General features: G+C 34.3%; 19 protein-coding genes. 5 read left to right on the top strand and 14 right to left on the bottom strand.

The window, feature by feature from the left end; all coding sequences use genetic code 11:
• Positions 1-106: 106 nt before the first annotated feature.
• The gene (locus E0H99_RS16365) at positions 107-1672 is read left to right on the top strand and encodes a protein adenylyltransferase SelO (RefSeq protein ID WP_131998120.1); all 1566 of its coding nucleotides are present in this window, start codon (positions 107-109) and stop codon (positions 1670-1672) included.
• Between the two features lie 40 nt (positions 1673-1712).
• On the opposite strand, the gene E0H99_RS16360 is transcribed toward E0H99_RS16365, so the two are convergent.
• The 5 genes from E0H99_RS16360 to E0H99_RS16340 all read right to left on the bottom strand — a co-directional run bounded on the left by E0H99_RS16360 (position 1713) and on the right by E0H99_RS16340 (position 5787).
• The gene (locus tag E0H99_RS16360; RefSeq protein WP_131998117.1) at positions 1713-2234 is read right to left on the bottom strand and encodes a hypothetical protein; all 522 of its coding nucleotides are present in this window, start codon (positions 2232-2234) and stop codon (positions 1713-1715) included.
• Positions 2235-2342: 108 nt separating this feature from the next.
• Positions 2343-2807 carry a DUF1456 family protein gene (locus E0H99_RS16355; RefSeq protein ID WP_131998147.1) on the bottom strand — a complete coding sequence of 155 codons (465 nt, stop codon included), beginning with the start codon at positions 2805-2807 and terminating at the stop codon, positions 2343-2345.
• A gap of 58 nt (positions 2808-2865) precedes the next feature.
• Positions 2866-3897 carry an aminotransferase class I/II-fold pyridoxal phosphate-dependent enzyme gene (locus E0H99_RS16350; RefSeq protein WP_131998114.1) on the bottom strand — a complete coding sequence of 344 codons (1032 nt, stop codon included), beginning with the start codon at positions 3895-3897 and terminating at the stop codon, positions 2866-2868.
• A gap of 6 nt (positions 3898-3903) precedes the next feature.
• Positions 3904-4914, bottom strand: a complete 1011-nt coding sequence (locus E0H99_RS16345) for a dipeptide epimerase (protein WP_131998111.1) — start codon at positions 4912-4914, stop codon at positions 3904-3906.
• A gap of 51 nt (positions 4915-4965) precedes the next feature.
• On the bottom strand, positions 4966-5787 hold the full coding sequence (locus E0H99_RS16340; RefSeq protein WP_131998108.1) for an alpha/beta hydrolase: 822 nt from the start codon (positions 5785-5787) through the stop codon (positions 4966-4968).
• A gap of 55 nt (positions 5788-5842) precedes the next feature.
• Between E0H99_RS16340 and E0H99_RS16335 the strand changes: the two genes are divergently transcribed.
• Positions 5843-6244, top strand: coding sequence for an excinuclease ABC subunit B (locus E0H99_RS16335; RefSeq protein WP_131998105.1), 402 nt, complete (start codon positions 5843-5845; stop codon positions 6242-6244).
• Here E0H99_RS16335 and uvrB read toward each other — a convergent pair.
• The 9 genes from uvrB to trmD all read right to left on the bottom strand — a co-directional run bounded on the left by uvrB (position 6241) and on the right by trmD (position 18896).
• A complete protein-coding gene (uvrB, locus tag E0H99_RS16330) occupies positions 6241-8232 on the bottom strand; it encodes an excinuclease ABC subunit UvrB (RefSeq protein WP_131998102.1) in 1992 nt (663 codons plus the stop codon). The two genes, E0H99_RS16335 and uvrB, sit on opposite strands and share 4 nt — an antisense overlap.
• A gap of 124 nt (positions 8233-8356) precedes the next feature.
• On the bottom strand, positions 8357-11764 hold the full coding sequence (locus tag E0H99_RS16325) for a TonB-dependent receptor (protein WP_235832142.1): 3408 nt from the start codon (positions 11762-11764) through the stop codon (positions 8357-8359).
• 161 nt (positions 11765-11925) lie between these two features.
• A complete protein-coding gene (locus tag E0H99_RS16320; RefSeq protein ID WP_131998099.1) occupies positions 11926-13035 on the bottom strand; it encodes a FecR family protein in 1110 nt (369 codons plus the stop codon).
• A 90-nt stretch (positions 13036-13125) separates the two neighbouring features.
• Positions 13126-13734, bottom strand: coding sequence for an RNA polymerase sigma factor (locus E0H99_RS16315; RefSeq protein ID WP_131998096.1), 609 nt, complete (start codon positions 13732-13734; stop codon positions 13126-13128).
• Between the two features lie 469 nt (positions 13735-14203).
• Positions 14204-15157 carry a 23S rRNA (adenine(1618)-N(6))-methyltransferase RlmF gene (gene rlmF, locus E0H99_RS16310; protein ID WP_394346073.1) on the bottom strand — a complete coding sequence of 318 codons (954 nt, stop codon included), beginning with the start codon at positions 15155-15157 and terminating at the stop codon, positions 14204-14206.
• A gap of 45 nt (positions 15158-15202) precedes the next feature.
• Entirely contained in the window at positions 15203-15865 is a 663-nt protein-coding gene (locus E0H99_RS16305) for a thiamine diphosphokinase (protein ID WP_131998093.1), read from the bottom strand.
• A 306-nt stretch (positions 15866-16171) separates the two neighbouring features.
• Positions 16172-17395, bottom strand: coding sequence for an isocitrate dehydrogenase (NADP(+)) (locus E0H99_RS16300; RefSeq protein ID WP_131998090.1), 1224 nt, complete (start codon positions 17393-17395; stop codon positions 16172-16174).
• A 299-nt stretch (positions 17396-17694) separates the two neighbouring features.
• A complete protein-coding gene (gene rplS / locus E0H99_RS16295; protein WP_073207643.1) occupies positions 17695-18045 on the bottom strand; it encodes a 50S ribosomal protein L19 in 351 nt (116 codons plus the stop codon).
• A gap of 173 nt (positions 18046-18218) precedes the next feature.
• Positions 18219-18896: a tRNA (guanosine(37)-N1)-methyltransferase TrmD gene (gene trmD, locus E0H99_RS16290; protein WP_074723946.1), complete on the bottom strand. Its 678-nt coding sequence runs from the start codon at positions 18894-18896 to the stop codon at positions 18219-18221.
• Positions 18897-19104: 208 nt separating this feature from the next.
• Here trmD and E0H99_RS16285 point away from each other — a divergent pair, with 208 nt between their 5' ends.
• The 3 genes from E0H99_RS16285 to E0H99_RS16275 all read left to right on the top strand — a co-directional run bounded on the left by E0H99_RS16285 (position 19105) and on the right by E0H99_RS16275 (position 23363).
• Complete coding sequence (locus tag E0H99_RS16285; protein WP_131998087.1) at positions 19105-21231, top strand: M3 family metallopeptidase; 2127 nt, start codon at positions 19105-19107, stop codon at positions 21229-21231.
• A gap of 385 nt (positions 21232-21616) precedes the next feature.
• Positions 21617-22084, top strand: a complete 468-nt coding sequence (locus E0H99_RS16280) for a hypothetical protein (RefSeq protein ID WP_131998084.1) — start codon at positions 21617-21619, stop codon at positions 22082-22084.
• A gap of 187 nt (positions 22085-22271) precedes the next feature.
• Entirely contained in the window at positions 22272-23363 is a 1092-nt protein-coding gene (locus tag E0H99_RS16275; protein ID WP_131998081.1) for a hypothetical protein, read from the top strand.
• The last annotated feature ends 132 nt before the right edge of the window (positions 23364-23495 follow it).

Raw genomic sequence — 23495 nt, 5'->3', positions numbered from 1 at the left:
GGTTATAAAATAAAGTTATCATAAGAATTCAATTATGTGTACGGTATCGAATACCTTTGTAGTGTACTAGTCTTAATTATTCTAGTTTATATTAATCTGCTGCCAAATGAAACTTCATATACAAAATAATTTTACCGCAGAATTACCTGCCGACCCAAGTGAGATCAATACTCCGAGACAGGTTGAGCAAGCTTGTTTTTCTTATGTAGTACCAAAACAGCCTTCGAATCCTTCCTTAATTCACGCTTCAGTAGAAGTGGCTGATTTTTTAGGATTATCTCAAGAAGATATACTTTCAGAGGGTTTTTTAAATACCTTTTCAGGGAATACTGTTTATCCTGGCACGAAACCGTATGCTTTGAGTTATGCCGGACATCAATTTGGTAATTGGGCTGGACAATTAGGAGACGGTCGTGCTATTAATCTTACCGAAGTCGTTCATGAAAATAATACCTACACTTTACAACTAAAAGGAGCAGGGCCTACACCATATTCCCGTACAGCCGATGGTTTTGCAGTTTTGCGTTCTTCTATACGAGAGCATTTGTGTGCCGAAGCGATGCATTATTTGGGTGTTCCAACAACACGGTCGCTTTCACTAATGCTTTCTGGCGATCAAGTACTGCGTGATGTATTGTATAATGGAAATCCTGCCTACGAAAAAGGTGCAATCGTTTGTAGAGTGGCTCCTTCTTTTATCCGTTTTGGTAGCTTTGAATTGTTTGCTTCCCGCGAAGATCATGTTAATCTCAAATTACTAGCAGATTTCACCATCAAACATCATTTTTCTCATATTAAAGGAGAAGATGTCGAAAAATATTTAGCCTTTTTTCAAGAAGTAACCCAAACTACACTCAACATGATTGTGCACTGGCAACGCGTTGGTTTTGTTCATGGAGTTATGAATACCGATAATATGTCTATTCACGGCATTACCATTGATTATGGACCTTACGGTTGGTTGGAAGATTATAATTCCAGTTGGACTCCAAATACAACCGATAGACAGCATAAGAGATACCGTTTTGGCAATCAACCTGAAATTGCGCTCTGGAACTTGTATCAGTTGGCGAATGCTTTGTACCCTTTAATTCAGGATGCGAAACCTCTTGAAGCTATTTTGGATGCTTTTAGTACAGATTTCGAAAAGGAGTATTTGAATATGATGCAAAATAAACTCGGTTTACAAATCAAAAAAGAAGAAGATGCTGTTTTAATTCAGAGTTTGACAGCGCTACTTGAAAAGGTAGAAACTGATATGACCATTTTTTTTAGAAATTTAAGTAATGTTGCTAAAGCTGATACGGCAATAACAGCTTTCAATACCATAAAAGATGCTTTTTATAACGAAAAGGATTTGAATGAAACTATCTTGAAAGATTGGCACAATTGGTTTGAGAAGTACAGTATTCGAATCAATGAAGAAACACTTTCAGATTCTGCAAGAAAAGAGCAAATGAATTTCGTAAATCCAAAATATGTATTGCGAAATTATATGGCGCAATTGTGTATTGATGACGCAGATAAGGGAGATTATTCGTTGTTAAATGAGTTGTTTGAAATGCTTAAAAATCCTTATGACGAACAACCAAATTTACAAAAATGGTTTGCCAAAAGACCCGATTGGGCCAGAGACAAAGTAGGATGTTCGATGTTAAGCTGTAGTTCTTAAATTGGATTTGAGCAATATTAAATTACATTGAAAATAAAATCTATTTAACACCGATTTTTTCTTGGCCTCTTAAAATAATGTTATTTTTAGTGTCTAAATTCTCTTTGGTTTTCCCCAAGATGTTAATGATGTCAAATTTAATATCGCTTTTTCTTAAATTATAAAATGTTTCTGAATTGGTGACTTCAACTTCTAAAATATAGTTTCGGTCCAATTTGAAAGTCTCAATATTGTTTTTTATTAATGCACCATTTACCATATAAATGACATCGTTACTTTTGATTTTGGTAAATCCAGATTTAATTTGTTCCAAACTTATAAAATCATATTTTTTGGGGTTTTTGGAAATAATGTAAATTTGACCATGGTATACAGTACCATTTATTGTGGTGTCTTTTTTGATAACATTTACAGATTCAATTTCATTTGGGTCGATGTATTCCATTGAATTTGTCGAAACTAATTTTGAATCAATAAACATGGCTGGTTCTTCAGCTTTATTGTTTTGTCCAAAAAATAGGGCAGTAACAAATAATATAGCGAAGGTTAGAATACATTTCATTTTTGAAAGGATAAATTAGTAATGATGAATAAATATACAGAAAATCCTGAGTGAAAGCTCAGGATTTTTTGTTTAATTTTGTAGAGACGTACAGATCTGCACATCTTGCTATTTTTTATTCTTACCGAAATTAAATTTCACTTTCTCCACTATTTGAACTTTTGGAGTTCCTTTTGTAAATTGTTTTTTGAATGGTTTCTTAGCAGCAGGCTTCGATTTTGAAGGACTTTCGTCACCTCTTGATTTTTCTTCGTCTCTTGGCTTTGCTTTAAATTCAGTTCTTTCTGAAGCTCCTTCTTTTACAGGAATTTGAGCTTTGTGTTTAGCTAAAACATCATTTGGATTTTTTGGATTTTCTTTCGTTCCACGCAAGTGAATTACCAATGCATTTAGGAAGTTACGCAACACTTGGTCACCACATTCCATATAATTTTCATGTTTTTCATCACGGAAAAAAGCACCCAATTCTGATTTAGTGATTCTAAAATCCACCAATTCTAATATTTCAACTATTTGATCGTCACGTAACATTAAAGCTACACGAAGTTTTTTAAAGATATCGTTATTTGTCATCATATTCTAATTTTTTACAAAGGTACGGTTTAAAAGCAATTGCACCACAATTTTAGATTTAGAATTGGTTTTGGTTCAGAATGTGAATTATTGTATCCAAATCTTCTTTTTTATGATTGGCAGTAATTACAATTCTATTTAAATCTCGGGTATCAGTTGGGTATTTAAAATTAGTTACAATAATTTTATTTGTTGCTAAAAGACCATTAAGACCTTCTATTTTTGGATAAATTAGCGGATAATTGGGATCAAAATGAACTGCTTCGTTTTTAATTAAATGAGTATCTAAATAGTTCAGATTGTCTTTTAATTTTTGATGCTGTTGCAAATAAATACTGTCCGCATCAGCCATTGTCTGAACAAATGCCGCGTTCATTCCGGCACTGGAAACAAAAATATCGTGAGTTGCCATATTATTAATAAATTCAGAATCGCTGGCAATTACGCCTCCCGTCAATCCAAAAGCTTTCCCTAAAGATGACACCATGATTTTTCTTTTAATATTGGGCAGATTGATTGTCGAAAAAATCCCGCAACCATTCGTTCCTAAAATTCCAAGTGAATGCGATTCGTCAATAACCAAAGTGATTTCTTTATTTGACGGAATCGAATTTAGAATAGAAAGATCGATTGGTTTTATATGAAATGAAGGAACCGAATCAGTTAGAATCGTAATTTTTTCAGTTGCGTTATCCAGCAAACGAGAATTTAATTTTTCTCCAATAAAAAAAGGAAGACTATTAGACACTTTTATCGCAGGATGTGTATCCGGAAAATGAAAAAAACAATCGGTTTGAGGTGTTAATACTTCAACAACTAATTTTCCCGCCAACATGCCGGAAGAAACTGTAAGTGCAGCATCCGCTTTAATGTAATTGGCTAAAAATCGTTCTCCATTTTCATAAGCAGATAGTTGAATATTGGCACTTCTGGAACTTCCATAAGCAGTTCCCCATTGTAAAATATTTTTGATGAGCAGTTTTTGGAATTCGGGATGCGTTGGTAAACCCAAATAAGCAGTTCCTCCAAAATAGAGATATTCTTCATTTTCGATTTCAATTGTTCGATCCGGAAATTGGTTGACTTTCATTTATATTTAAATTAAAGTTACTCCAGTTCCATTGATTTCAGAATAGTTTATTTTTCCAAAATCTATAGTCACACCGGTTGCAATATCTTCTTTCAAAAGCAATGCGCCATCCATATCTACATAATCCAGTTGTGGCAATAAATGTGCAATCGCAGAAATACCCACGGTAGATTCGGTCATACAACCCACCATCGTTTTCAATCCTAATTTCTTGGCTTCCTGAATCATTCGCCTTCCAGGAGTTAGTCCACCACATTTTACTAATTTGATATTTACGCCATGAAAATGATGGTGACATATGGCTACATCTTCTTCTATAATACAACTTTCGTCAGCAATTATTGGTAAAACCGAGTGTTTGAAAACTTCCTTGTGTCCTTCCCAATTGTCAGCTTTCATGGGTTGTTCCAGAAATTCTACACCTAATTTTTTTAACTCGATGGCATTATTTATGGTTTCTTCCACTCCCCAACCGCAATTGGCATCTATTCTAAAAATGGCATTGGTGTGTTTCCGAAGTTCGGTAACAATAGCAATATCTTCTTTGGTTCCCAACTTTATTTTATAAATCGGCCAAGGCAATTCCTTCATTTTGGTAACCATTTTTTCGATGGAAGCAATACCAATAGTATAATCTGTCAATGGGTTTTTTTCGGTGGTGTAATTCCACAACTCATACAATTTCTTTCCTTTTTTACGAGCATACAAATCATTGTATGCCATATCCAAAGCGCATAACGCAAACATATCGTGTTTTAAATATGGATGAATCTTTGCCCAAAATTTTTCCGGAGTTTCATCTGCAGTGGTTTCGATTATAGTGCGAATTTTTTCTAAATCCTGCATCATAACCGGAACTGTTGTCTTGTAATACGGATTAGAAGTTGCTTCGCCAAAGCCTGAAAAACCATCACTTTTTAATTCCACAATCAAAGAAGGCTGAAAGTCGATCGATTCTCTGGAAATTGTGAATGTATGTTTTAATTTGAGGTTGTATTCTCTTAAGATTAGTTCCATTTGAATCTGATTTTATACTTAAAATTAATTGAGTTTCTTTAAACAATAGATTTAATAACCAAGCCATAACATTGCTTTTACAAAATTATCACGCCATAATTTTTCATTGTGTTGTCCGCCTTTTATAATTTTCTTTTCATTCAAATTAAGGCAGTAACATCTATTTGAGTTTAACAAATATTCCATTTTGTTCAAATCTGAAACCATATCGTCACTTTCATTATCGCCACATAGGAAATAGATTTTAGACTTTATCTTTTTGGATTTTTCAGTCAGATTATAAATGTCTTTACTGTACCAAAATGAAGGGGAAAACACACCCGCTTTTCCAAATATCTCAGGGTATTTTAAAACAGCATAATAGGATGTGAGACCCCCGAGTGAACTTCCCATGATAATAGTGTTTTTCTTTTTAGCTTTGGTTCGATATGTTTTGTCGATTTGTGGTTTTAATGTTTTTACGATAAATTCTAAATAACTGTCTGCTTTTCCACCACCATATTTCTCGTTTTTAAAAGGTGTTAATTCATCGATTCGTTTGTCATTTCCATGTTCGATTCCTACAACAATAACTTGTGCTTTTACACTGTCCAGTTTTTCATCTACATTCCATTCACCCGAATAAGAAGTTTTAGCATCAAATAAATTCTGAGCATCGTGCATGTAAATTACTGAGAATTTCTTTTTTGACGTTAAATAATTTTCAGGCAAATACACCCAGATTTTCTTTTCCGTCTGAAGTTGTGGTGCTTCAATAGTAAAAGTAGAAACTTGTTTTGAAGCTGTACTTTGTCTCAACTCTTTAGAGTCCTGAGCAGTAATTTTTGCTATTGTAAAAAAGAAAAGTAGCAATAGGAGCAGTGGTCGAATCATTATTAGTTTTGTGTTTTGATTTAAAAATAATATTTTAGCTAAAAATAATAATTTGATGAATACATTCGAAGAAAAGAGGAGTTTACTTTTGGAGATGATTGCCTTTTCCACTGTTGATGGACATCTGCATAAGAGAGAATATGATTTTCTAGCAATTATTGCTAATGAGTTGAGTTTCGAAATAGATATTTTTAAAGATTTATTTCATCAGGAATTACCACAATTACCTATTAAATCGGAGTTTTTACGCATACAACAATTTTACAGATTAGCCTTGTTAATGTATAGTGATGGAATTTTACATGAAAAAGAAATGACTACTATTCAGCAAATAGCTATTGATATGGGACTTAATCCAATAGCTACAAAACGAATTCTTAAGTTGATGAATGAAGCACCAAATGCAATTATTAATGGCGAGATTTTATTGAATGTTTTTCAGGAACAACATAATTAAGTCAATTGTCCTTGCAGCGCTTTTATCTCATCACGTAATTTTGCCGCCTGCATAAAGTCTAATTCTTTTGCCGCTTTCTCCATGTTTTTTCGTTTTTCACGAATGCGTTTTTCAATATCCGGTTTTGATAAATATTCTATTATAGGTTCCGCTGCAGTATTCAAAGTGTAACCCAATTCATAATCTGCTAAAGGATTTTTGGTAAAGGCGCTCTCGATTTTTTTATTTAAGGCCTGTGGAACCAAATTATTTGCAGTATTGTAATTAATTTGTTTGGTTCTACGATAATTCGTTTCGTCAATGGTTTTTTGCATGCTTGCCGTAATTTTATCAGCATACATAATCGCTTTTCCATTTAAGTTTCTTGCTGCACGACCAATTGTTTGCGTAAGCGAACGGTGGCTTCGTAGAAAACCTTCTTTATCTGCATCTAAAATTGCTACCAATGAAACTTCCGGTAAATCTAAACCTTCACGAAGTAAATTCACACCAATTAGGACATCAAAAATTCCTTTTCGTAAATCTTGCATGATTTCTATTCGTTCCAAAGTATCTACTTCAGAGTGAATATAACGGCAACGAATATTAACTTTGGTTAAATATTTGGCTAATTCTTCCGCCATTCTTTTGGTTAAAGTGGTCACCAAAACACGTTCATCAATTTCTGCTCGAACTTGAATTTCCTCGATTAAATCATCAATTTGATTTAAACTTGGTCGAATTTCAATGATTGGATCCAATAATCCAGTTGGACGAATCACTTGCTCCACAACAACGCCTTCCGTTTTTTGCAACTCATAATCGGCTGGTGTTGCCGAAACATAAATAACCTGATTTTGCATCGCTTCAAATTCTTCAAATTTCAAAGGACGATTGTCCATTGCTGCAGGAAGTCGGAAACCATATTCCACTAAATTTTCTTTTCGGCTTCTGTCTCCGCCATACATAGCACTAACTTGCGAAAGCGTTACGTGACTTTCATCGACCACCATTAAGTAATCTTTCGGGAAATAATCCAACAAGCAAAAAGGTCTAGTTCCGGGTAAACGACCGTCTAGGTAACGGGAATAATTTTCAATTCCAGAACAATAACCGAGTTCACGAATCATTTCTAAATCAAAATTGGTACGTTCTTCCAATCGTTTTGCTTCGAGATGTTTTCCTATTTCCTTGAAATAATCAACTTGTTTTACTAAATCCTGTTGGATTTCCCAAATTGCACCCTGCAAAACATCTGGCGAAGTAACAAACATATTAGCAGGATAAATAGTTAGTCTGTCAAATTTTTCGATGACCTGAGAATTCTTTGTGTCGAAACTTTCAATTTCCTCGATTTCATCTCCAAAGAAATGGATTCGGTACGCTTCATCCGCATAACTTGGATAAACATCTACTGTATCACCTTTTATTCTGAAACTTCCGGGATTAAAATCGGCTTCAGTTCTGGAGTATAAACTTTGCACAAGCTGATGTAATAATTTGGTACGAGAAATAATTTGTCCTTTCTCAATTGGAATCAAGTTTTTCTGAAATTCTATCGGATTTCCAATACCGTACAAACACGAAACCGATGCCACTACCAAAATATCTCTTCGTCCGGAAAGCAACGAAGCAGTTGTTGACATTCGCATTTTTTCCAGTTCTTCATTGATGGATAAATCCTTTTCAATGAAAACGCCGGTAACGGGCATAAAAGCTTCTGGTTGGTAGTAATCGTAGTAGGAAACGAAATATTCTACGGCATTATTAGGGAAAAACTGCTTGAATTCTGAATACAATTGTGCCGCTAAAGTTTTGTTATGTGCCAAAACTAATGTTGGTCTTTGCACTTCCTGAATCACATTGGCCACCGTAAATGTTTTTCCGGATCCGGTAACTCCTAAAAGGGTTTGGAATTTATCACCATCAATAATTCCCTGAGTCAATTTTTCAATCGCTTGTGGTTGGTCGCCTTTGGGCTGGTAATCTGATACTACTTGGAAATTCATTTGATTAAGTGGCAAAGTTTTAGAGCTGCAAAGGTACAAAGTTTGGATTCTTTTTTTACCAAAGTTTAAGCCAAAAAAAACCATCCTGTTTTAGCAGGATGGTTCTATTATAAAAAAATAATTCTTAGAAACTGAAGCTTAATCGGGCAAAAACGAAACGACCGTTTTGACCAAATTGAGACACGTTTCTGGAATACGCAAACTGGTTGGCATTTGATAAATCTATTGTCGCTGGGGCTGCTGTATAATCAATAGCTCCTGATACTAATCTAGGTTTGATTGCAGTTTGTGTTCCAAGATTTAGATCTGGATAAATATCAAAAATATTATTGGCACCAATAACAATTTTCGCTGCCTCGGTAATTTTAAAACCTACGGATAAATCAGTAATGATTTTTGCACCCCAAATTGGGTGCTCAACTTCTACCGCTTGACCGTTTACTATAATACCTTCAACTCTTCCATCTCCATTTACGTCTGCAGTATTTGGATCCGTTACTTTACCAAAATAAACATTTCTCAAGAAGAAATCGAATTTTTTATAAGAAAGAGAATTGGTTAAATTAGCTTTTACTCTAGGAATTGCTTCTTGTAAGTATACTCTACTTGTTTCAGAATAGTATCTGTTTACCTGACCCGCAGCTTCTAATACTGGGGAAGCATGAATTTCTCCCACTCTGTAGGTTTTAGAAAAAGTCCCTGATAAATCAGTTTTTAAAGAGACGTTATTTCCAAAACTTGTTTTATGACTTATTACAACATCAATTCCTTTTGATTCCGTGTCAATTGCATTAGCAAAAAAAGTCGCTGCAGTTGCTCCTGCAGTATCAAATAATGCATTCAAAATTGCATTTGGCGATCCAGCTGCAGGAGTTCCACCCGGTCTTGAAAATTGATCTGTAAGAACCACTCTGTCCTCAATTTTTACAACATATGCATCAGCAGTAAAAGTAATATTGGCAGCTGGAATTTTTGCAGTAAACCCAATACTTGCACTTTGCGATTCCTCTTGTTTCAATTTAGGAATTCCTAATAATTGTGCCGCTTGCGAATCATTACTGAAAGTTCCAACTTCAAATGGTACGCCACCTACAAATTGTGTAGCGGTTGAATTGAAATAAATTTGGTGTAATGATGGTGCTCTAAACCCTGTTGAAACGGCACCACGTAAGTTGATGTTGTCTGTTATTTTGTAACGGGAAGCTAATTTAAAATTAGTGGTGTTTCCAAAATCAGAATAATTCTCAAAACGAACTGCTCCATTTACTAACCATTTACTGGTTACATCTAGTTCTAAATCAGTATAAACAGCAACACTATTACGCCCTTTGTCAATAGCATTTGCAGGTCTGAAACCTGGGAAAACTTGTGCGCCACCTGGTCTGGTTGCCCCGTAAAAATCAGTTACCTTAATATTGGCAGGAGTTGTTCCAGTTACAACACCTCCATTGATGTCATATAGATTGTATGAATCTGGTACACCTGCATTGATTGTGAAGTTTTCATGACGGTATTCCGCACCAAAGGCAACGTTTAATCCTTCCAAAACATCAAATTTTCTGTTTATGTCAAAATTTGTTGTGTTTTGGGCGAAAGCCAAACCACCAGCATCAAATTCAGTTGGAGAATTTTCCCTTAAAGAGGCGTTTACTGTATTTTCGATATTGTAATCAAAAGCATTTCTTCCAAAGGTATTGCTTAAGTCAAAATTCCAATTTTTGAATAGCATACCTCTAAGACCAGCAGCAACTGAGATATCGTTGATTGTAGAATGTATCTCTGGTAAAAATCCGTTTGGATACAATCCCGTGTATGATCTGGCTTGATTAGGTCTTCTGTAAAAACCGGCTGCTTCTCCGGTTCTATAACTGGTTCCACCAAAAGCATAGGCTTCCAATTTATCATTGATTGGATAAGCAGCATTCAAAAAGAACTGAGCACTTTGCAATGAAGATTGACCCACTCTCATATTGAAATTGTTTCTTTCAAGACCTCTGTATGCTAATTCACCTGCTGTAGCATCAAAGTTCAATGCGGTTTGCATTTGTGAAATATTTGTTGCGCCAAGTATTGCTGTTTGTTGTGCGCCTGTAAAATAACCCACTTGTGGAGCATACTGTTTTATTGTGGTAAGTATTTGTGTTGTATTTGGAGTATTCGTTATGTTTCCAAATAAAGCATTGATATTTGTTCCGGCTTCAGCAGCTCTTTGTTCTACAGCATTGTATGCGTTGAATAAGTTGCCAGTAACCTCTTTTGCTCTGCTTGTAGCATCTCTAAGTTGGAAGCTAGCTGTTGCATTAATAAAACTTTTTTCTTTGCCAAGACCAGTACCGTAGTTTAAATCTAGTTGGTAGTTGTTACCGTCATTCCCTCCTGTGTGGTCGTTTGCATTTTTAGAAAAGTTACTTCCGGCAAAAAGAGCAACATCTAATTTATTGGTGTTTTTCTTTACGTTAATATTGATTACACCCGCAATAGCGTCAGATCCATATTGTGCAGACGCTCCATCTCTCAAAACCTCAATTTTTTCGATAGCAAAAGCAGGAATAGCATTTAAATCAGTTCCTACCGATCCTCTTCCTGGTGAACCATTAATATTTACTAAAGAAGAAGTATGTCTTCTTTTTCCGTTAACCAATACCAATACTTGATCTGGTCCTAAACCTCTTAATTGTGCAGGGTCAATGTGATCCGTTCCATCAGCTACAGTCGTAGTATTTGATGTAAACGATGGCGCAACCATGTTCAAAATTTGATTTAAGTTAACTTGCGGACCTTGTGAAGCAATGTCTTTCATAGAAATCACATCAATAGGCACTGCAGATTCTGTTACAGTTCTTGCAGGATTACGTGAACCTATCACAACAACATCTTGTAGTGTTTCGCCACTTCCCGTTAAAGTAACGTTTAATGTAGTTCCTGTTACTGTTACCGATTTAGTTTCAAGTCCCACATAAGAAAATTGCAATACGTCTCCAATTTCAGCACTAATGGTATAATTACCATCTATATCAGTTGTTGTACCTTTTGTAGTTCCTTTTACAAGAATAGTTACGCCAGGTAAAGATTCCCCTTTTTCATCCACTACACGGCCTTTAATGATTTCGGCAATTGTATTTTGATTTAAAGTCGAGAAAACTTCTCCATTAATCCCAGCTTTGGTAATTCCTTCCTTTTGTAAAATAATTTGATTGCTTACTTCGGTATAATTAATTTTTAGTGGTTTTAAAATGCGCGTCAGCACACTTGACAATGCTTCATTATTAGCATAAACACTTACTTTTTGATTCAATTGTGACATTCTCGAATTGTACGAAAATTTCACATGAGCCAATTTTTCAAGTTTAGTCAGCGCTGTATCTAAGTTCAAATCGGTCACGGTAATAGTTACCTTTGTGTCCAGTTTTTTTTGACCTCTGATATTATTCGCTATTGTTACACTTGAAAAGACAAGGGCTAAAACAAATTGAAATAAGGTTATTTTCATAATTCGGATTAGTAGTCGTTGTTTAAGGACGGTTTTTTTCATAGTTTTGGTCTGTTTTTATTAATATTCGTTAGTTTGGTTATTGGTAGAACACAGCAATTACTCTTTACAGAGAGCGAATTGATTTTATTCAAGGCGTCGGGAATGTTACAGCATTTTCGGCGCTTTTTTATTGTATACTTTAATTCATAGGCAAGATAATGTTAGTTACATCCATCTGATATAATAATAATTTGGTTTCCATTCATTTCATAACTCGTATTGTTGCCAAGACTTTTACAAATAATTTTAAGCTTTTCAGACAAAGGCTGATCCGTTAAAGATGTTGTGAGATAGCAGTCTTTTAATTTTGTTTGAGGAAAATCAATTTTCACTAAATAAGCTTGTTCAATAGTTTTGAAAATTTGTGTCACAGGAATATCTGTGAATTCAAATCCCAATTGCTCTATATTGCTGGTGGAACGACTCAATGATTCATCCTGTGTGATATCGGTAATTTTATTAAAACTTAATTTTTTTCGAACGAATCGTAGGGCTTGATTTGGTAATAAAACAATCAATTCGTCTTTTGGATTTGAGATTAATTCATTAGATCTTACTTTTACTTTTCCAGTTCGAACCACAACTTCCACATTTGGCTGATTAGCGTATGCTTTTATTTTAAAACTGGTTCCGACTACTTTTGTAACAATTTCATTTGCAAAGACAAAAAATGGTTTTTCAGGATCTTTACTGATTTCAAAAAAGCCTTCACCAGAGAGGTACACTTTTCTTTCATTGCCCATAAATATTTTAGGATAACTTAATTTACTGTTGGGTTGTAATAAAACAGAACTACCATCGGATAACGTTATTATTTGTGGTTTGTCTGAATTATTAGTTTGCTCAACCAGACCTTCCTCATTTTCATAGATAAGTTCACTATAACTAAGTACCGAGTTTTCAGCAGTGTTGCTTTGATTGTACAACCAACCGGATAAAAGACTTAAAATCAAAACTGCAGCAACTCCGTTAAACCATTTTTTTTTCAAAAGTTTAAGAACTGGTTTTTCCTTTTTATTTTCTTCTTTTCTTTCAATTTTCCCCCAAGTGGCTTCCAGAGCATCTTGAACTTCATCCGTAGCTAAATCATCATTAGGAACTTTCATTGCTAACAACCATAATCTGGCCTCTTCTACCAATTTAGCACGACTGGAATTTTCTAAAGTCCATTCTTCCCAATCTTGTTGGTCGTCTTTGAAACACACCCATAATCGGAATGATTCATCAGCTAAAAAGTGTTCTATCTCGGTATAATTGTTACGTTGTTGCATCAAAAAAAGGGGTTACAATTATATAGAGGACCATTTCCTTAATTGATACTCACTAAATTGTATATTTTTTTGAATTTATTTTTTAGAAAACTAAAATGCGAATGAAAATAGTGCTAAAATAAAGAAGATATTTCCTTTCCACTCTTTGCGTAAGCTTAACAAAGCACGGTGTAAAAGATTGTTTGCCGATTGATAATTAATGTCAAGTGTATCCGCAATTTGGTCTACGGTAAGTTCTTGGTTGTAACGAAGATATAAAGCCTCTTTTTGTCGAGATGGCAAATCATTAATCAGATGATTGAGATGTGACACTTTAGAAGCTGTCGTTTCATCTGCGATAAGGTCATGTTCAATAGAAAAATCAAATAAAAATTCAACGGTATCTATGGAACTACTAAGGCGAAAAATGCGATCCCGTTCTTGTGATCTTGTAATTCGCTTGCGAACGCATGCCAATAAATAAGCTTTTACGACCACTTTATCATTCAGTTTGTCTCTGTAAATCCAAATATCTGTAAAAACATCTTGAACACAGTCTTGTACTTTTTCAGGAAAAGGAATAAAGGAATTTCCATAACGGACTAAATGAGGATAATGTCTTTTAAAAAGTATTGAAAAAGCATTTTCATTCCCTTCCTTCAGACTGTTCCAAAGTGTGGAGTCATCTAGTATTTCGGTATGTAGTAGTTGCCTTTTCACAATTTAGTTTGAATTAGTTCATTGGTTTTATGCGAAATTTTGATAAACGTATTTTGGGATTAAATGTCAAAAAAATAAAATAAAAAAGATAATAAATGGGGGGTGTTGTTATCTTGTTTTAATAGTTTTTTTGTTTAAGAATTACGATTTTAAGTTAATGGTTTAATGAATCGTAAAGGAATATCTTTATGATTATTTAAAGATTTATTTATCAAACTTACGTAAATTTAAGTTGAATTTTATTTTATTTTCTTAAAAACATAGAGAAATGCAACTATTTATGAATAGCTGTATGTTTTTTTCGGTAAAATAAATTTTTTTGGGGTTTAATTATTGATTCAATAATGGAAGTTTTTTTAATGGCTTCACTCTAAATAAATAATATGAAAAAGGATTGGAATATATTGATTATCCCGACTGTCAAGAATGATTTGTGGGATAGAATTCTAAAACGAAATAGGGATTATTTTTAAAACTTCCAGGCTTTTTGTTGTGCTTCACTTAGGAAAGTCCAAGCTATAATTCGGCTTGTTTTTTGGCCTTGAGCCATATCAATTGTTTTAATTTCGACAGCACTTACCTTGTTTAATGTTTTGTAAAGACTGGAAAGATTCTCTTTTTTAGAAACTAAAGTCGTAAACCATAAACATTGCATCGGATATTTAGCACTTTCGTAAATCATCTGGGTAACGAAACCTAATTCACCTCCTTCGCACCATAATTCAGCATTATGACCGCCAAAATTTAAAACAGGTTTTGTGGTTTTGGTATTTTCTAAATTATTGATTTTTCTAACCGTACTTTTCGTGGCTTCATCTTGTGAGGCATGAAAAGGAGGATTGCAAATGGTGAATGTAAATTTGTCTTCGGGAGTGATGATGTTTTTAAAAATAAAACGCGATTCTGTTTGTTGTTGTAAGCTTATGGCATCAATCAGTTTTGGATTATCTTCAATAATGGCACTGCAATTTTCAATTGCTTTTAAATCGATATCCGTTCCTACAAAACTCCATCCGTAAGCTGAATTACCAATTATAGGATAAATGCAATTGGCACCCACACCAATGTCTAAACCTTGAACAGTTTCCCCTTCAGGAATGATTCCGTTGTTGCTTGAAGCTAATAAATCGGCTATATAATGAATGTAATCTGCTCTTCCGGGAATGGGTGGACAAAGATAATTTTTAGGAATATCCCAGTTTTGAATGTCATAATGCGATAACAATAATGCTTTGTTAAGTGACTTTACGGCATCAGGATTGCTAAAATCAATGGTCTCGATTTTATGTTCGTTAACTGAAACAAAATGCTGTAATTCAGGAGATTTTTCTATTAATTCTTCAAAATTATATCCAAATCTATCAAGATTTCTAGGATGTAAATTAGTCTTTTCGGTAATCGTTTTCGGTTTTATTTTTTCCATTTGGGCGCAAAGATAGTCAATCTTTTTTTGTCAAATTATAGATTATCAATCTAAACATTCCATCATCAATAAATCACCTTCGTCATGTTCGATTGTTACAATGCCGTCTTTAATCACATGATTGCTGCTTCCGGTTCTGTATCCAATGGTTAGACTATCATCTTTCAATGGGTAAAATAAATTATCAGAGTGAATTCCAGTAACGTGACCGATGGGAATTAATGAAATAGGAGTATTGGCAGTGTACCATTTTTCGAATTTTTTAGGCAATAAAAATACTTTTGAATGATCGTCCAGAATTACAATTTTCAATAGATTTCTATATCGTGTGATGTTGGTAAGATTGGTAATCGTATGATCGGCTCTTCTTCCGGTTGCCCAAACGACGTTTACAGCAGGAATCTTTCTTTCGATCAAATAGTCAAAAGCTTTTTCTAAATCGGTTTTATTCTGGTCCGGCGTATGGATAATTTCGATTGGATATTGAGACGTTTTATAAATTTCTGGATCAAATCCTCTGTCGAAATCTCCTAAAAGTACATCTACTTTGATGTCTAATTCCATCACACGTACCATAGCCGAATCTAATACAAGGACAAGCGGTGACCATTCCAGTAATTGTCCCAATAGTTCTGGATTACAGGAAGCGCCGTTGGCAATGATTAAAGCAGGTTCTTGGTCGTCGCGAACGATATGGTGTGAAGACATTAGGATTTAAGATTTAAGAATGTTGATTTAGGATTTATGATGTAAAGGTAAAAAAAGAAAGTTTATGGTTTACAGTTGCGATTGTAATGAAAAATAAAATAGTTTGCGTGAAAATTAAACTTTATTGGGTTTGAATAGAGGTATTTGTAGCGGTACTAATTTATTTTGCAAACATTTCTTAGATTTTGATTTCCAAATTTCACTAAATCGAAGTTGATTCTTGTTTGAGAAATGTTGATGTATTACTAAGGTAAAAAAAAAGACAACCGTTTCCAGTTGTCTTTTTAATATAGTTTATGAAAAAAATTAAGCTAGTTTAGCTTCTAAATTTTCTTTTATGGCTGCCAAGAATTTTTCGGTAGTTAAGTAATCAGCTTCAGTCAAACCTTCTGGTTTTACTAACATTGCTAAATCTTTAGTCATTTTTCCGCTTTCAACAGTATCTATACATACTTGTTCTAAGGCATGACAAAAATCAATTAAAGCTTGGTTTTCGTCAAGTTTACCTCTGTGTTCCAATCCTCTTGTCCATGCAAAAATAGAGGCAATTGGGTTAGTAGAAGTTGCTTTTCCTTGTTGGTGTTGTCTGAAGTGACGTGTTACAGTTCCGTGAGCCGCTTCCGCTTCTACTGTTTTTCCATCAGGAGTTACTAATACAGAAGTCATTAGTCCAAGTGAACCAAATCCTTGTGCCACAGTATCTGATTGTACATCACCATCATAGTTTTTACAAGCCCAAACAAAACCACCGCTCCATTTCATTGCAGAAGCAACCATGTCGTCAATTAGTCTGTGTTCGTAAATAATACCTGCTTCAACAAATTTTGCTTTGTAGTGCTCTTGGTACACTTCTTCAAAAATATCTTTGAAACGCCCGTCATAAGCTTTCAAAATCGTATTTTTTGTAGAAAGGTATAAAGGCCATTTTTTTGTCAAAGCCATTTGGAAAGAAGAATGGGCAAAACCAAAAATACTTTCGTCAGTATTGTACATTGCCATTGCAACACCATCACCTTGAAAATCGTAAACTTCCCAAGACTGAGTTTCTCCAGCTTCGTTAGTAAAACTCATTGTCAAAGTTCCTTTTCCTTTGATTACGGTATCAGTCGCTTTGTATTGATCTCCAAAAGCGTGACGACCAATAACAATAGGTTTAGTCCAACCCGGAACCAAACGTGGTACGTTACTCATAATAATTGGCTCACGGAAAACAGTTCCGCCTACAATATTACGAATCGTTCCGTTTGGTGATTTCCACATTTTTTTTAAACCAAATTCTTTTACTCTGTCTTCATCAGGAGTAATGGTAGCACATTTGATACCTACATTGTATTTTTTTATCGCTTCTGCAGAGTCGATAGTGATTTGATCATTGGTAGCATCTCTGCTTTCCATTCCTAAATCGTAATATTTAATATCTAAATCTAAATAAGGAAGAATTAATTTTTCTTTAATAAAGGACCAAATAATTCGTGTCATTTCATCGCCATCCAATTCAACCACAGGATTGGCTACTTTAATTTTTGTCATAGTGTATTGATATATGTAATTCTTATTTTTAAATGTAGCTACAAATGTAATAAAACGTTATCGTAAAAGAAAATGCGTTTTCATTAAGTTTTTAGTAGTTTAAAATGAATTATCAAATTGTTGTTTTAGGGTATTCAAATTAAGAATATGAAAAAGATATTCCTTATTTGTTGTCAAATACGAAGCGCTTGAAATCCGCTTAATTCTTGTTAAATTTAAAGAATAGCATTGAGTATCTTGGTTTTAAACCAAAAAAAGTCCCAACAGTGTTGGGACTTTTATAGTAAAGAGACAGTAAACTATCTTCTTTTGTCTTTAATTTTAGCTTTTTTACCAGTAAGTTCTCTGAAGTAGAAAATTCTAGCTCTACGTACAGCACCTTTCTTATTGATTTCAATTTTTTGCAATGCAGGAAGATTTACTGGGAAGATACGCTCAACTCCAACAGCTCCTGACATTTTACGAATAGTGAAAGTTTCTGTGTTAGCAGAACCTCTTCTTTGGATTACAACTCCTTTGAAAAACTGTGTTCTAGTTTTTTCACCCTCTCTAATTTCGTAGTAAACGGTGATAGTATCTCCAGCTGCAAAAACTGGGAATTCTTTTCTTGTTACGAATTCGTCTTGAACGAATTTCATTAAATCTGCCATGATAATTTTTTTAATTATGGGTTGTATTAAATCAACATTCACGGATCTCGCCAGAGGTTGAACTAATGTGGGTGCAAAAGTAAATAAAAAAGTTTTAAGTTTTAAGTTTTTCTGGTTTAAAGTTTAGAAGTTGTTAAACACCAACTTTAGATCTCAAGCTTTAAAATAATTTTTTACTCTTCCAATAAATCCGGACGTCTGTTTTTAGTATGTTCATACGCCATATCTTCGCGCCATTTGTCAATTTTGGCAAAATTTCCACTGGTCAAAACTTCCGGAACTTTCCAGCCGTTGTAATCAGCCGGGCGTGTGTATATAGGTCCTGACAATAATCCATCCTGAAAACTATCCGTCAATGCTGAGGTTTCGTCACTTAAAACACCAGGAATTAATCGGATTAAAGCATCGGATAGTACCAAAGCTCCTAATTCGCCACCGCTCAATACATAATCACCAATTGATATTTCTTTGGTAATAAAATGATCGCGAACCCGTTGATCTACACCTTTATAATGTCCGCAAAGGATAATAATATTTTCATACATTGACATGGTATTCGCCATTTTCTGGTTCAAGGTTTCCCCGTCCGGCGACATATAAATAATTTCATCGTAGGTTCTTTCACTTTTCAAATGTGTAATGCAGGCATCAATAGGCTGTACAGTCATTACCATTCCAGCGCCACCTCCATAGGGATAATCATCCACACTTTTCTGTCTGTTGGTGGTGTAATCCCGTAAGTTATGAAAATGAACTTCTACTAAACCTTTGTCAATAGCGCGTTTCATAATTGAGGCCTCAAATGGACTTCGCAATAATTCTGGGAGAACGGTAACAATATCGATGCGCATAATTTTTATTAAAAAGGTTCTAAGTTGCAAAGGTACAAAGTTGCAGAGGTTTTCAAATAACCAAATCAATGATTAAACTTTTTTTAGGAACTTTTTTAGCTTTTGGCTTAACTGATGTTGCTTTTAGCAGGAATTAATTCTTCAGGGCAATATTTCATATGATACTTTTTTCAACTACTTTTATGTCTTAAAAATAAACCACTTAATTATGCAAGTTTTTTCAAAAATAATCGTTGCTAGTTCCTTGTTTTTAGTTGCTTCTTTCCAAACTGAAACACTCTATGCACAAAACAAATCCGTTAAGATGACGAATCCTCTTTTGCAAAAAAGTGCGTTGCAGTATCAAGCACCGACTTTTAATTTAATTAAAGACGAACATTTTAAACCTGCTTTTGAATACGGTTTAAAAATTCATGATCAAGAAATTGAAAAGATTGCAAACAATCCGGCGAAACCTACTTTTCAAAATACGGTATTGGCATTAGAAACCAGTGGTGTGGATTTGAATAGGGCAAAAGGAATTTTTGAGAACTTAACGGGTTCAAATACCAATCCCACCTTACAGGCTATTGAAGCAGAATATGCTCCTGTTTTTTCAGCGCATGATGATAAAATATATTTGAATAGTAAATTATATAAACGATTCAAAGCATTGGATATTAATTCTTTGAAAGGTGAAAATAAAAAACTGGCAGAATATTATTTGCAAAAGTTTGAATTAGCAGGTGCGAATTTGTCGGCAGCCGATAAAGAAAAAATGAAAAATATTAACGGAGAGTTGGCTACTTTGGGGACACTCTTTGGAAATAAATTATTGACTGCCCGTAAAAATGGAGCCGTTGTATTTGACAATGTAAATGATTTAGCGGGTTTAAGTGCCGATGAAATTGCCGCTGCAAAGGCAAAAGCTACTGAAGCAGGTCAAGACGGAAAGTATTTAATAGGATTGTTAAACACGACGCAACAACCATTATTGCAAAGTCTTACCAACAGAGCCACGAGAGAAAAGATATACAAAGCATCTTGGAATCGTGCCGAAAAAAGCGATGATGGTGATACTCGTGAAGTAATTGAGCGAATGGCAAGATTGCGTTTGCAAAAAGCAAATTTAATGGGTAAGAAAAGTTTTGCCGAATGGAAATTACAAGATCAAATGGCGCAATCACCGGCACCAGCGATGAATTTATTGGCAAAAATTGCAGGTCCGGCAGTTGTAAAAGCAAAAGTTGAAGCAAAAGAAATTCAAGACCTGATTGATTCACAAAACGGAGGATTTAAATTAGAACCTTGGGATTGGAACTTTTATTCAGAGCAAGTGCGTAAAGCAAAATATGATTTAGACGAAAGTCAAATAAAACCGTATTTCGAAATTGCTACTGTTTTAGAAAAAGGCGTGTTTTTCGCCGCACAACAAATGTATGGCATCACATTTAAAGAGCGACATGATTTGCCGGTCTATCATCCAGATGTAAAAGTATATGAAGTATATGATAATGACGGGAAATCAATTGCGATATACTATTTAGATTTTTACACTCGAGACAATAAAAATGGTGGTGCTTGGATGAGTAATTTTGTGAATCAGTCGCATTATTTAAAACAAAAACCAGTTATTGTCAATGTCTATAATTTCTCAAAACCAGCGGGTGGAAATCCATCCTTGATTAGTTTTGATGATGTAACCACGATGTTTCATGAGTTCGGACATACTTTACACGGATTGTTTGCAAACCAGCAGTATGTAACGCTTTCTGGGACATCCGTTCCACGTGATTATGTGGAGTTTCCTTCCCAAATCAATGAGCATGCAGCATTGGATCCTTTGGTTTTAAAAAATTATGCGATACATTATCAAACCAAACAAGCGATTCCACAGGAGTTAATTGATAAAATTAAAAAAGCCGATACCTTCAATAAAGGATACGTAGTAACGGAGCTTTTAGCGGCGGCAACGCTAGATATGGCTTGGCATAGTGTAGAAAAGGAATCCGATTTCAAACCCACTTTAGTTTTCGAAAAAGAGGCGCTACAAAAATACGGCTTGTTGGTAAATGAGGTTCCAACAAGGTACCACACGCCTTATTTTGCCCATATTTGGGGCGGAGGGTATTCGGCAGGATATTATGCCTACACGTGGTCAAAAACATTAGACTATAATGCTTTCGACTGGATGCAGGCCAATGGTGGTATGACAAGAGCTAATTGTGAGCGTTTTAGAAAATACATTTTATCAGTGGGTAATAGTGTCGATTTAAACAAAGCCTTCAAAGATTTTATTGGACATGACATGCAAATAGAACCGTATTTGAGAAACGCTGGTTTATTAGTGAAATAATAAAATTTTGATGTAAATAATTAAAATGACATTCGTAAGGATGTCATTTTTTTTAGGATTTATTCTGAATTTAGTTCAGAAGCATTTTCCAGCTATCCGTTGCAATCTTTTTTAAGGTGAAGAAAAATCGCCTCAAAAAAAGGATTTCCACTACTATCTGGGCTAGGGTTTTGTGGAATTATGAGGTTTTAAAGGACTAGATTAGTACGAAAAGTATTCAACAAATTGAAGGTTCTTCTGATGATTTGTAAGGATTAATATTTATATTTGGGTTTGAATAAAGTGTGTATATTACCACACATATACACCCGATTATGGGTAGGTATGTGTGATTTTGTCACACATATATACAAGTTATGCGGCATTTTAAGACGACACGATAAAAATGAAACAATTGACATGGAAACTAATTTTACCTTTAACTGTAATTTCCTTTGGGACAATTACAAAGTGGTGGTATACTTTACCTGTTGACGCACCCGACACTTTATATAGCGGTTTTCCATTTCCATTTGCTGGTGATGGCTGGCACACCTCAATGTCGCTACAAATTTTTGTTTTAGAATTAATTGTCGACTTTCTTATTTATTTCCTTTTATGGTTTGTAATAGTGTTTAGTATTAATAAGTATTTGACAAAAATAAAGACATACAAAATCGTGACAATTGGACTTTGGACAATTTCGGGAATAATAATTCTTGGCGCATCATATATCGCAAGTTTTCCAGAACATATTTTTTACTTTAAACGACCTTATGAAATGGAAATAATGGAAACTGGATATAAGTTTACTTGGCAGAAAACAGAGCGACCTGACTATTACAAATATCACCCCAAACATACTAAAGAATAAAAAAACGACCGCATAACAGGCGTTTGGCAAGATTGCGAATTTTGTAGTAAATTCACGTTTACATTTCGCAAGAAATTTTATCTTTAACAGAAAATAATCGGTTCCGAAGTTCGCAACCTCGCCAAGCGCCGGAACGTTAGCCTTTATTTTAAACAACCAAAGCACTTTATTCTTAAAAGAGTATTAAATGGAAGAAGATAAAAAACAATTGTTTGAAGCCAAGCAGAAAATGAAAGAGAATATCATTCAAGCAAAGTATATGGTAGATGGGTTGACATATCATTTTTCAAACATTGAAGGGTTATACTCAAGTTTTAAGAAGTCAAATAGTGAATATTTAATTGACTGTGAAGAAATAACTAGAGCAATCAAGCACGAAGTAGTAGCATATCTAAATAGGTTAGGACAATTTTATTCTTTTGCAAAATCACAAAGAGTAAAAAACATATTTCCTAACCCTCTAAGTGAATTAGATTTTATTTCAAAGATAATTGTTTTTAGAATGAAACAAACCGCTCATCGGGCAAGTGATGATCCAAGAAACGATGACAAAAATTATAATATTGAAGCTTTAGATCAGCGGTTCTCGTATGGCACTATGACTATTAACAACACGGTAATTTTTGATATTTATTTAACTGAAAAACGTGAGTCAATTAGCTTTGAGCCCATAAAAGAACATAACAAAGTAATACAAGAAATAAATGGCTTTTTTGAAAAACTTGATTCTAAAATTTACGAAGAAGATTCTGGTATTTTAAACAATGAATTGTGCAAATGGCTTATTAATGAGTTATATGTAGTAATGTTTTTTGCCGAAGGAGATAATCGCTTGGAAATTTTATTGGACAGTAATATGTATGATGAGGACGAAGTAAGATACGTAATTGCTCACTTGATTACAATAGATTGGATATTTAAACATAATGAGCCTAAGCAAACTTATCTTTTGAAACGTAACATGCTGATAGAGTTTGAAAAACGTAATTTAATTAAAAATGAAACTAAGCAACTAGTTTTAGAAAACAAGAAACGTGTTTTAGAAGCGATATATATTGCAGAAGAACAAGGATTAATAAATTTCTCTTTTACCCTATTAGGGGCTAGTGGTTTAGAAAAAGATTCTTCTTCATTTATTAGAGAAGATCTGGGAGAAGGAATTGACTTTATAGCATTTTATAAAGAAGACCTGAAAGATAGTGGGTATTTGACGGGAGATTACAAATTAACAGAGTTGGGCAGAAATAAAATTCTACTATCAAAACAAGATAATAAATAAAAAACAAAGGCTAACAGCCACTACAACGGATTTGGGCAATAGGCATAATGGGAAGTTGGTTTTGTATTTGGGATGATTTGGCAAATCCGAAAGATAACGCTTATTTAGCCCCAAACTGCTTGTAGCGCGAGA

The sequence above is a fragment of the Flavobacterium sp. GT3P67 genome (genome assembly GCF_004349155.1).
GTDB lineage: Bacteria > Bacteroidota > Bacteroidia > Flavobacteriales > Flavobacteriaceae > Flavobacterium > Flavobacterium ranwuense.
Note: the sequence above shows the minus strand (reverse complement) of the source record. Positions and strands in the feature narration are given on the sequence as shown.

Bases quoted from the DNA above. Each gene is read 5' to 3' on its own strand.
- E0H99_RS16365 (WP_131998120.1), top strand. From the start codon at position 107: ATGAAACTTCATATACAAAATAATTTTACCGCAGAATTACCTGCCGAC.
- E0H99_RS16360 (WP_131998117.1), bottom strand. From the start codon at position 2,234: ATGAAATGTATTCTAACCTTCGCTATATTATTTGTTACTGCCCTATTT.
- E0H99_RS16355 (WP_131998147.1), bottom strand. From the start codon at position 2,807: ATGACAAATAACGATATCTTTAAAAAACTTCGTGTAGCTTTAATGTTA.
- E0H99_RS16350 (WP_131998114.1), bottom strand. From the start codon at position 3,897: ATGAAAGTCAACCAATTTCCGGATCGAACAATTGAAATCGAAAATGAA.
- E0H99_RS16345 (WP_131998111.1), bottom strand. From the start codon at position 4,914: ATGGAACTAATCTTAAGAGAATACAACCTCAAATTAAAACATACATTC.
- E0H99_RS16340 (WP_131998108.1), bottom strand. From the start codon at position 5,787: ATGATTCGACCACTGCTCCTATTGCTACTTTTCTTTTTTACAATAGCA.
- E0H99_RS16335 (WP_131998105.1), top strand. From the start codon at position 5,843: ATGAATACATTCGAAGAAAAGAGGAGTTTACTTTTGGAGATGATTGCC.
- uvrB (WP_131998102.1), bottom strand. From the start codon at position 8,232: ATGAATTTCCAAGTAGTATCAGATTACCAGCCCAAAGGCGACCAACCA.
- E0H99_RS16325 (WP_235832142.1), bottom strand. From the start codon at position 11,764: ATGAAAAAAACCGTCCTTAAACAACGACTACTAATCCGAATTATGAAA.
- E0H99_RS16320 (WP_131998099.1), bottom strand. From the start codon at position 13,035: ATGCAACAACGTAACAATTATACCGAGATAGAACACTTTTTAGCTGAT.
- rlmF (WP_394346073.1), bottom strand. From the start codon at position 15,157: ATGGAAAAAATAAAACCGAAAACGATTACCGAAAAGACTAATTTACAT.
- E0H99_RS16305 (WP_131998093.1), bottom strand. From the start codon at position 15,865: ATGTCTTCACACCATATCGTTCGCGACGACCAAGAACCTGCTTTAATC.
- E0H99_RS16300 (WP_131998090.1), bottom strand. From the start codon at position 17,395: ATGACAAAAATTAAAGTAGCCAATCCTGTGGTTGAATTGGATGGCGAT.
- rplS (WP_073207643.1), bottom strand. From the start codon at position 18,045: ATGGCAGATTTAATGAAATTCGTTCAAGACGAATTCGTAACAAGAAAA.
- trmD (WP_074723946.1), bottom strand. From the start codon at position 18,896: ATGCGCATCGATATTGTTACCGTTCTCCCAGAATTATTGCGAAGTCCA.
- E0H99_RS16285 (WP_131998087.1), top strand. From the start codon at position 19,105: ATGCAAGTTTTTTCAAAAATAATCGTTGCTAGTTCCTTGTTTTTAGTT.
- E0H99_RS16280 (WP_131998084.1), top strand. From the start codon at position 21,617: ATGAAACAATTGACATGGAAACTAATTTTACCTTTAACTGTAATTTCC.
- E0H99_RS16275 (WP_131998081.1), top strand. From the start codon at position 22,272: ATGGAAGAAGATAAAAAACAATTGTTTGAAGCCAAGCAGAAAATGAAA.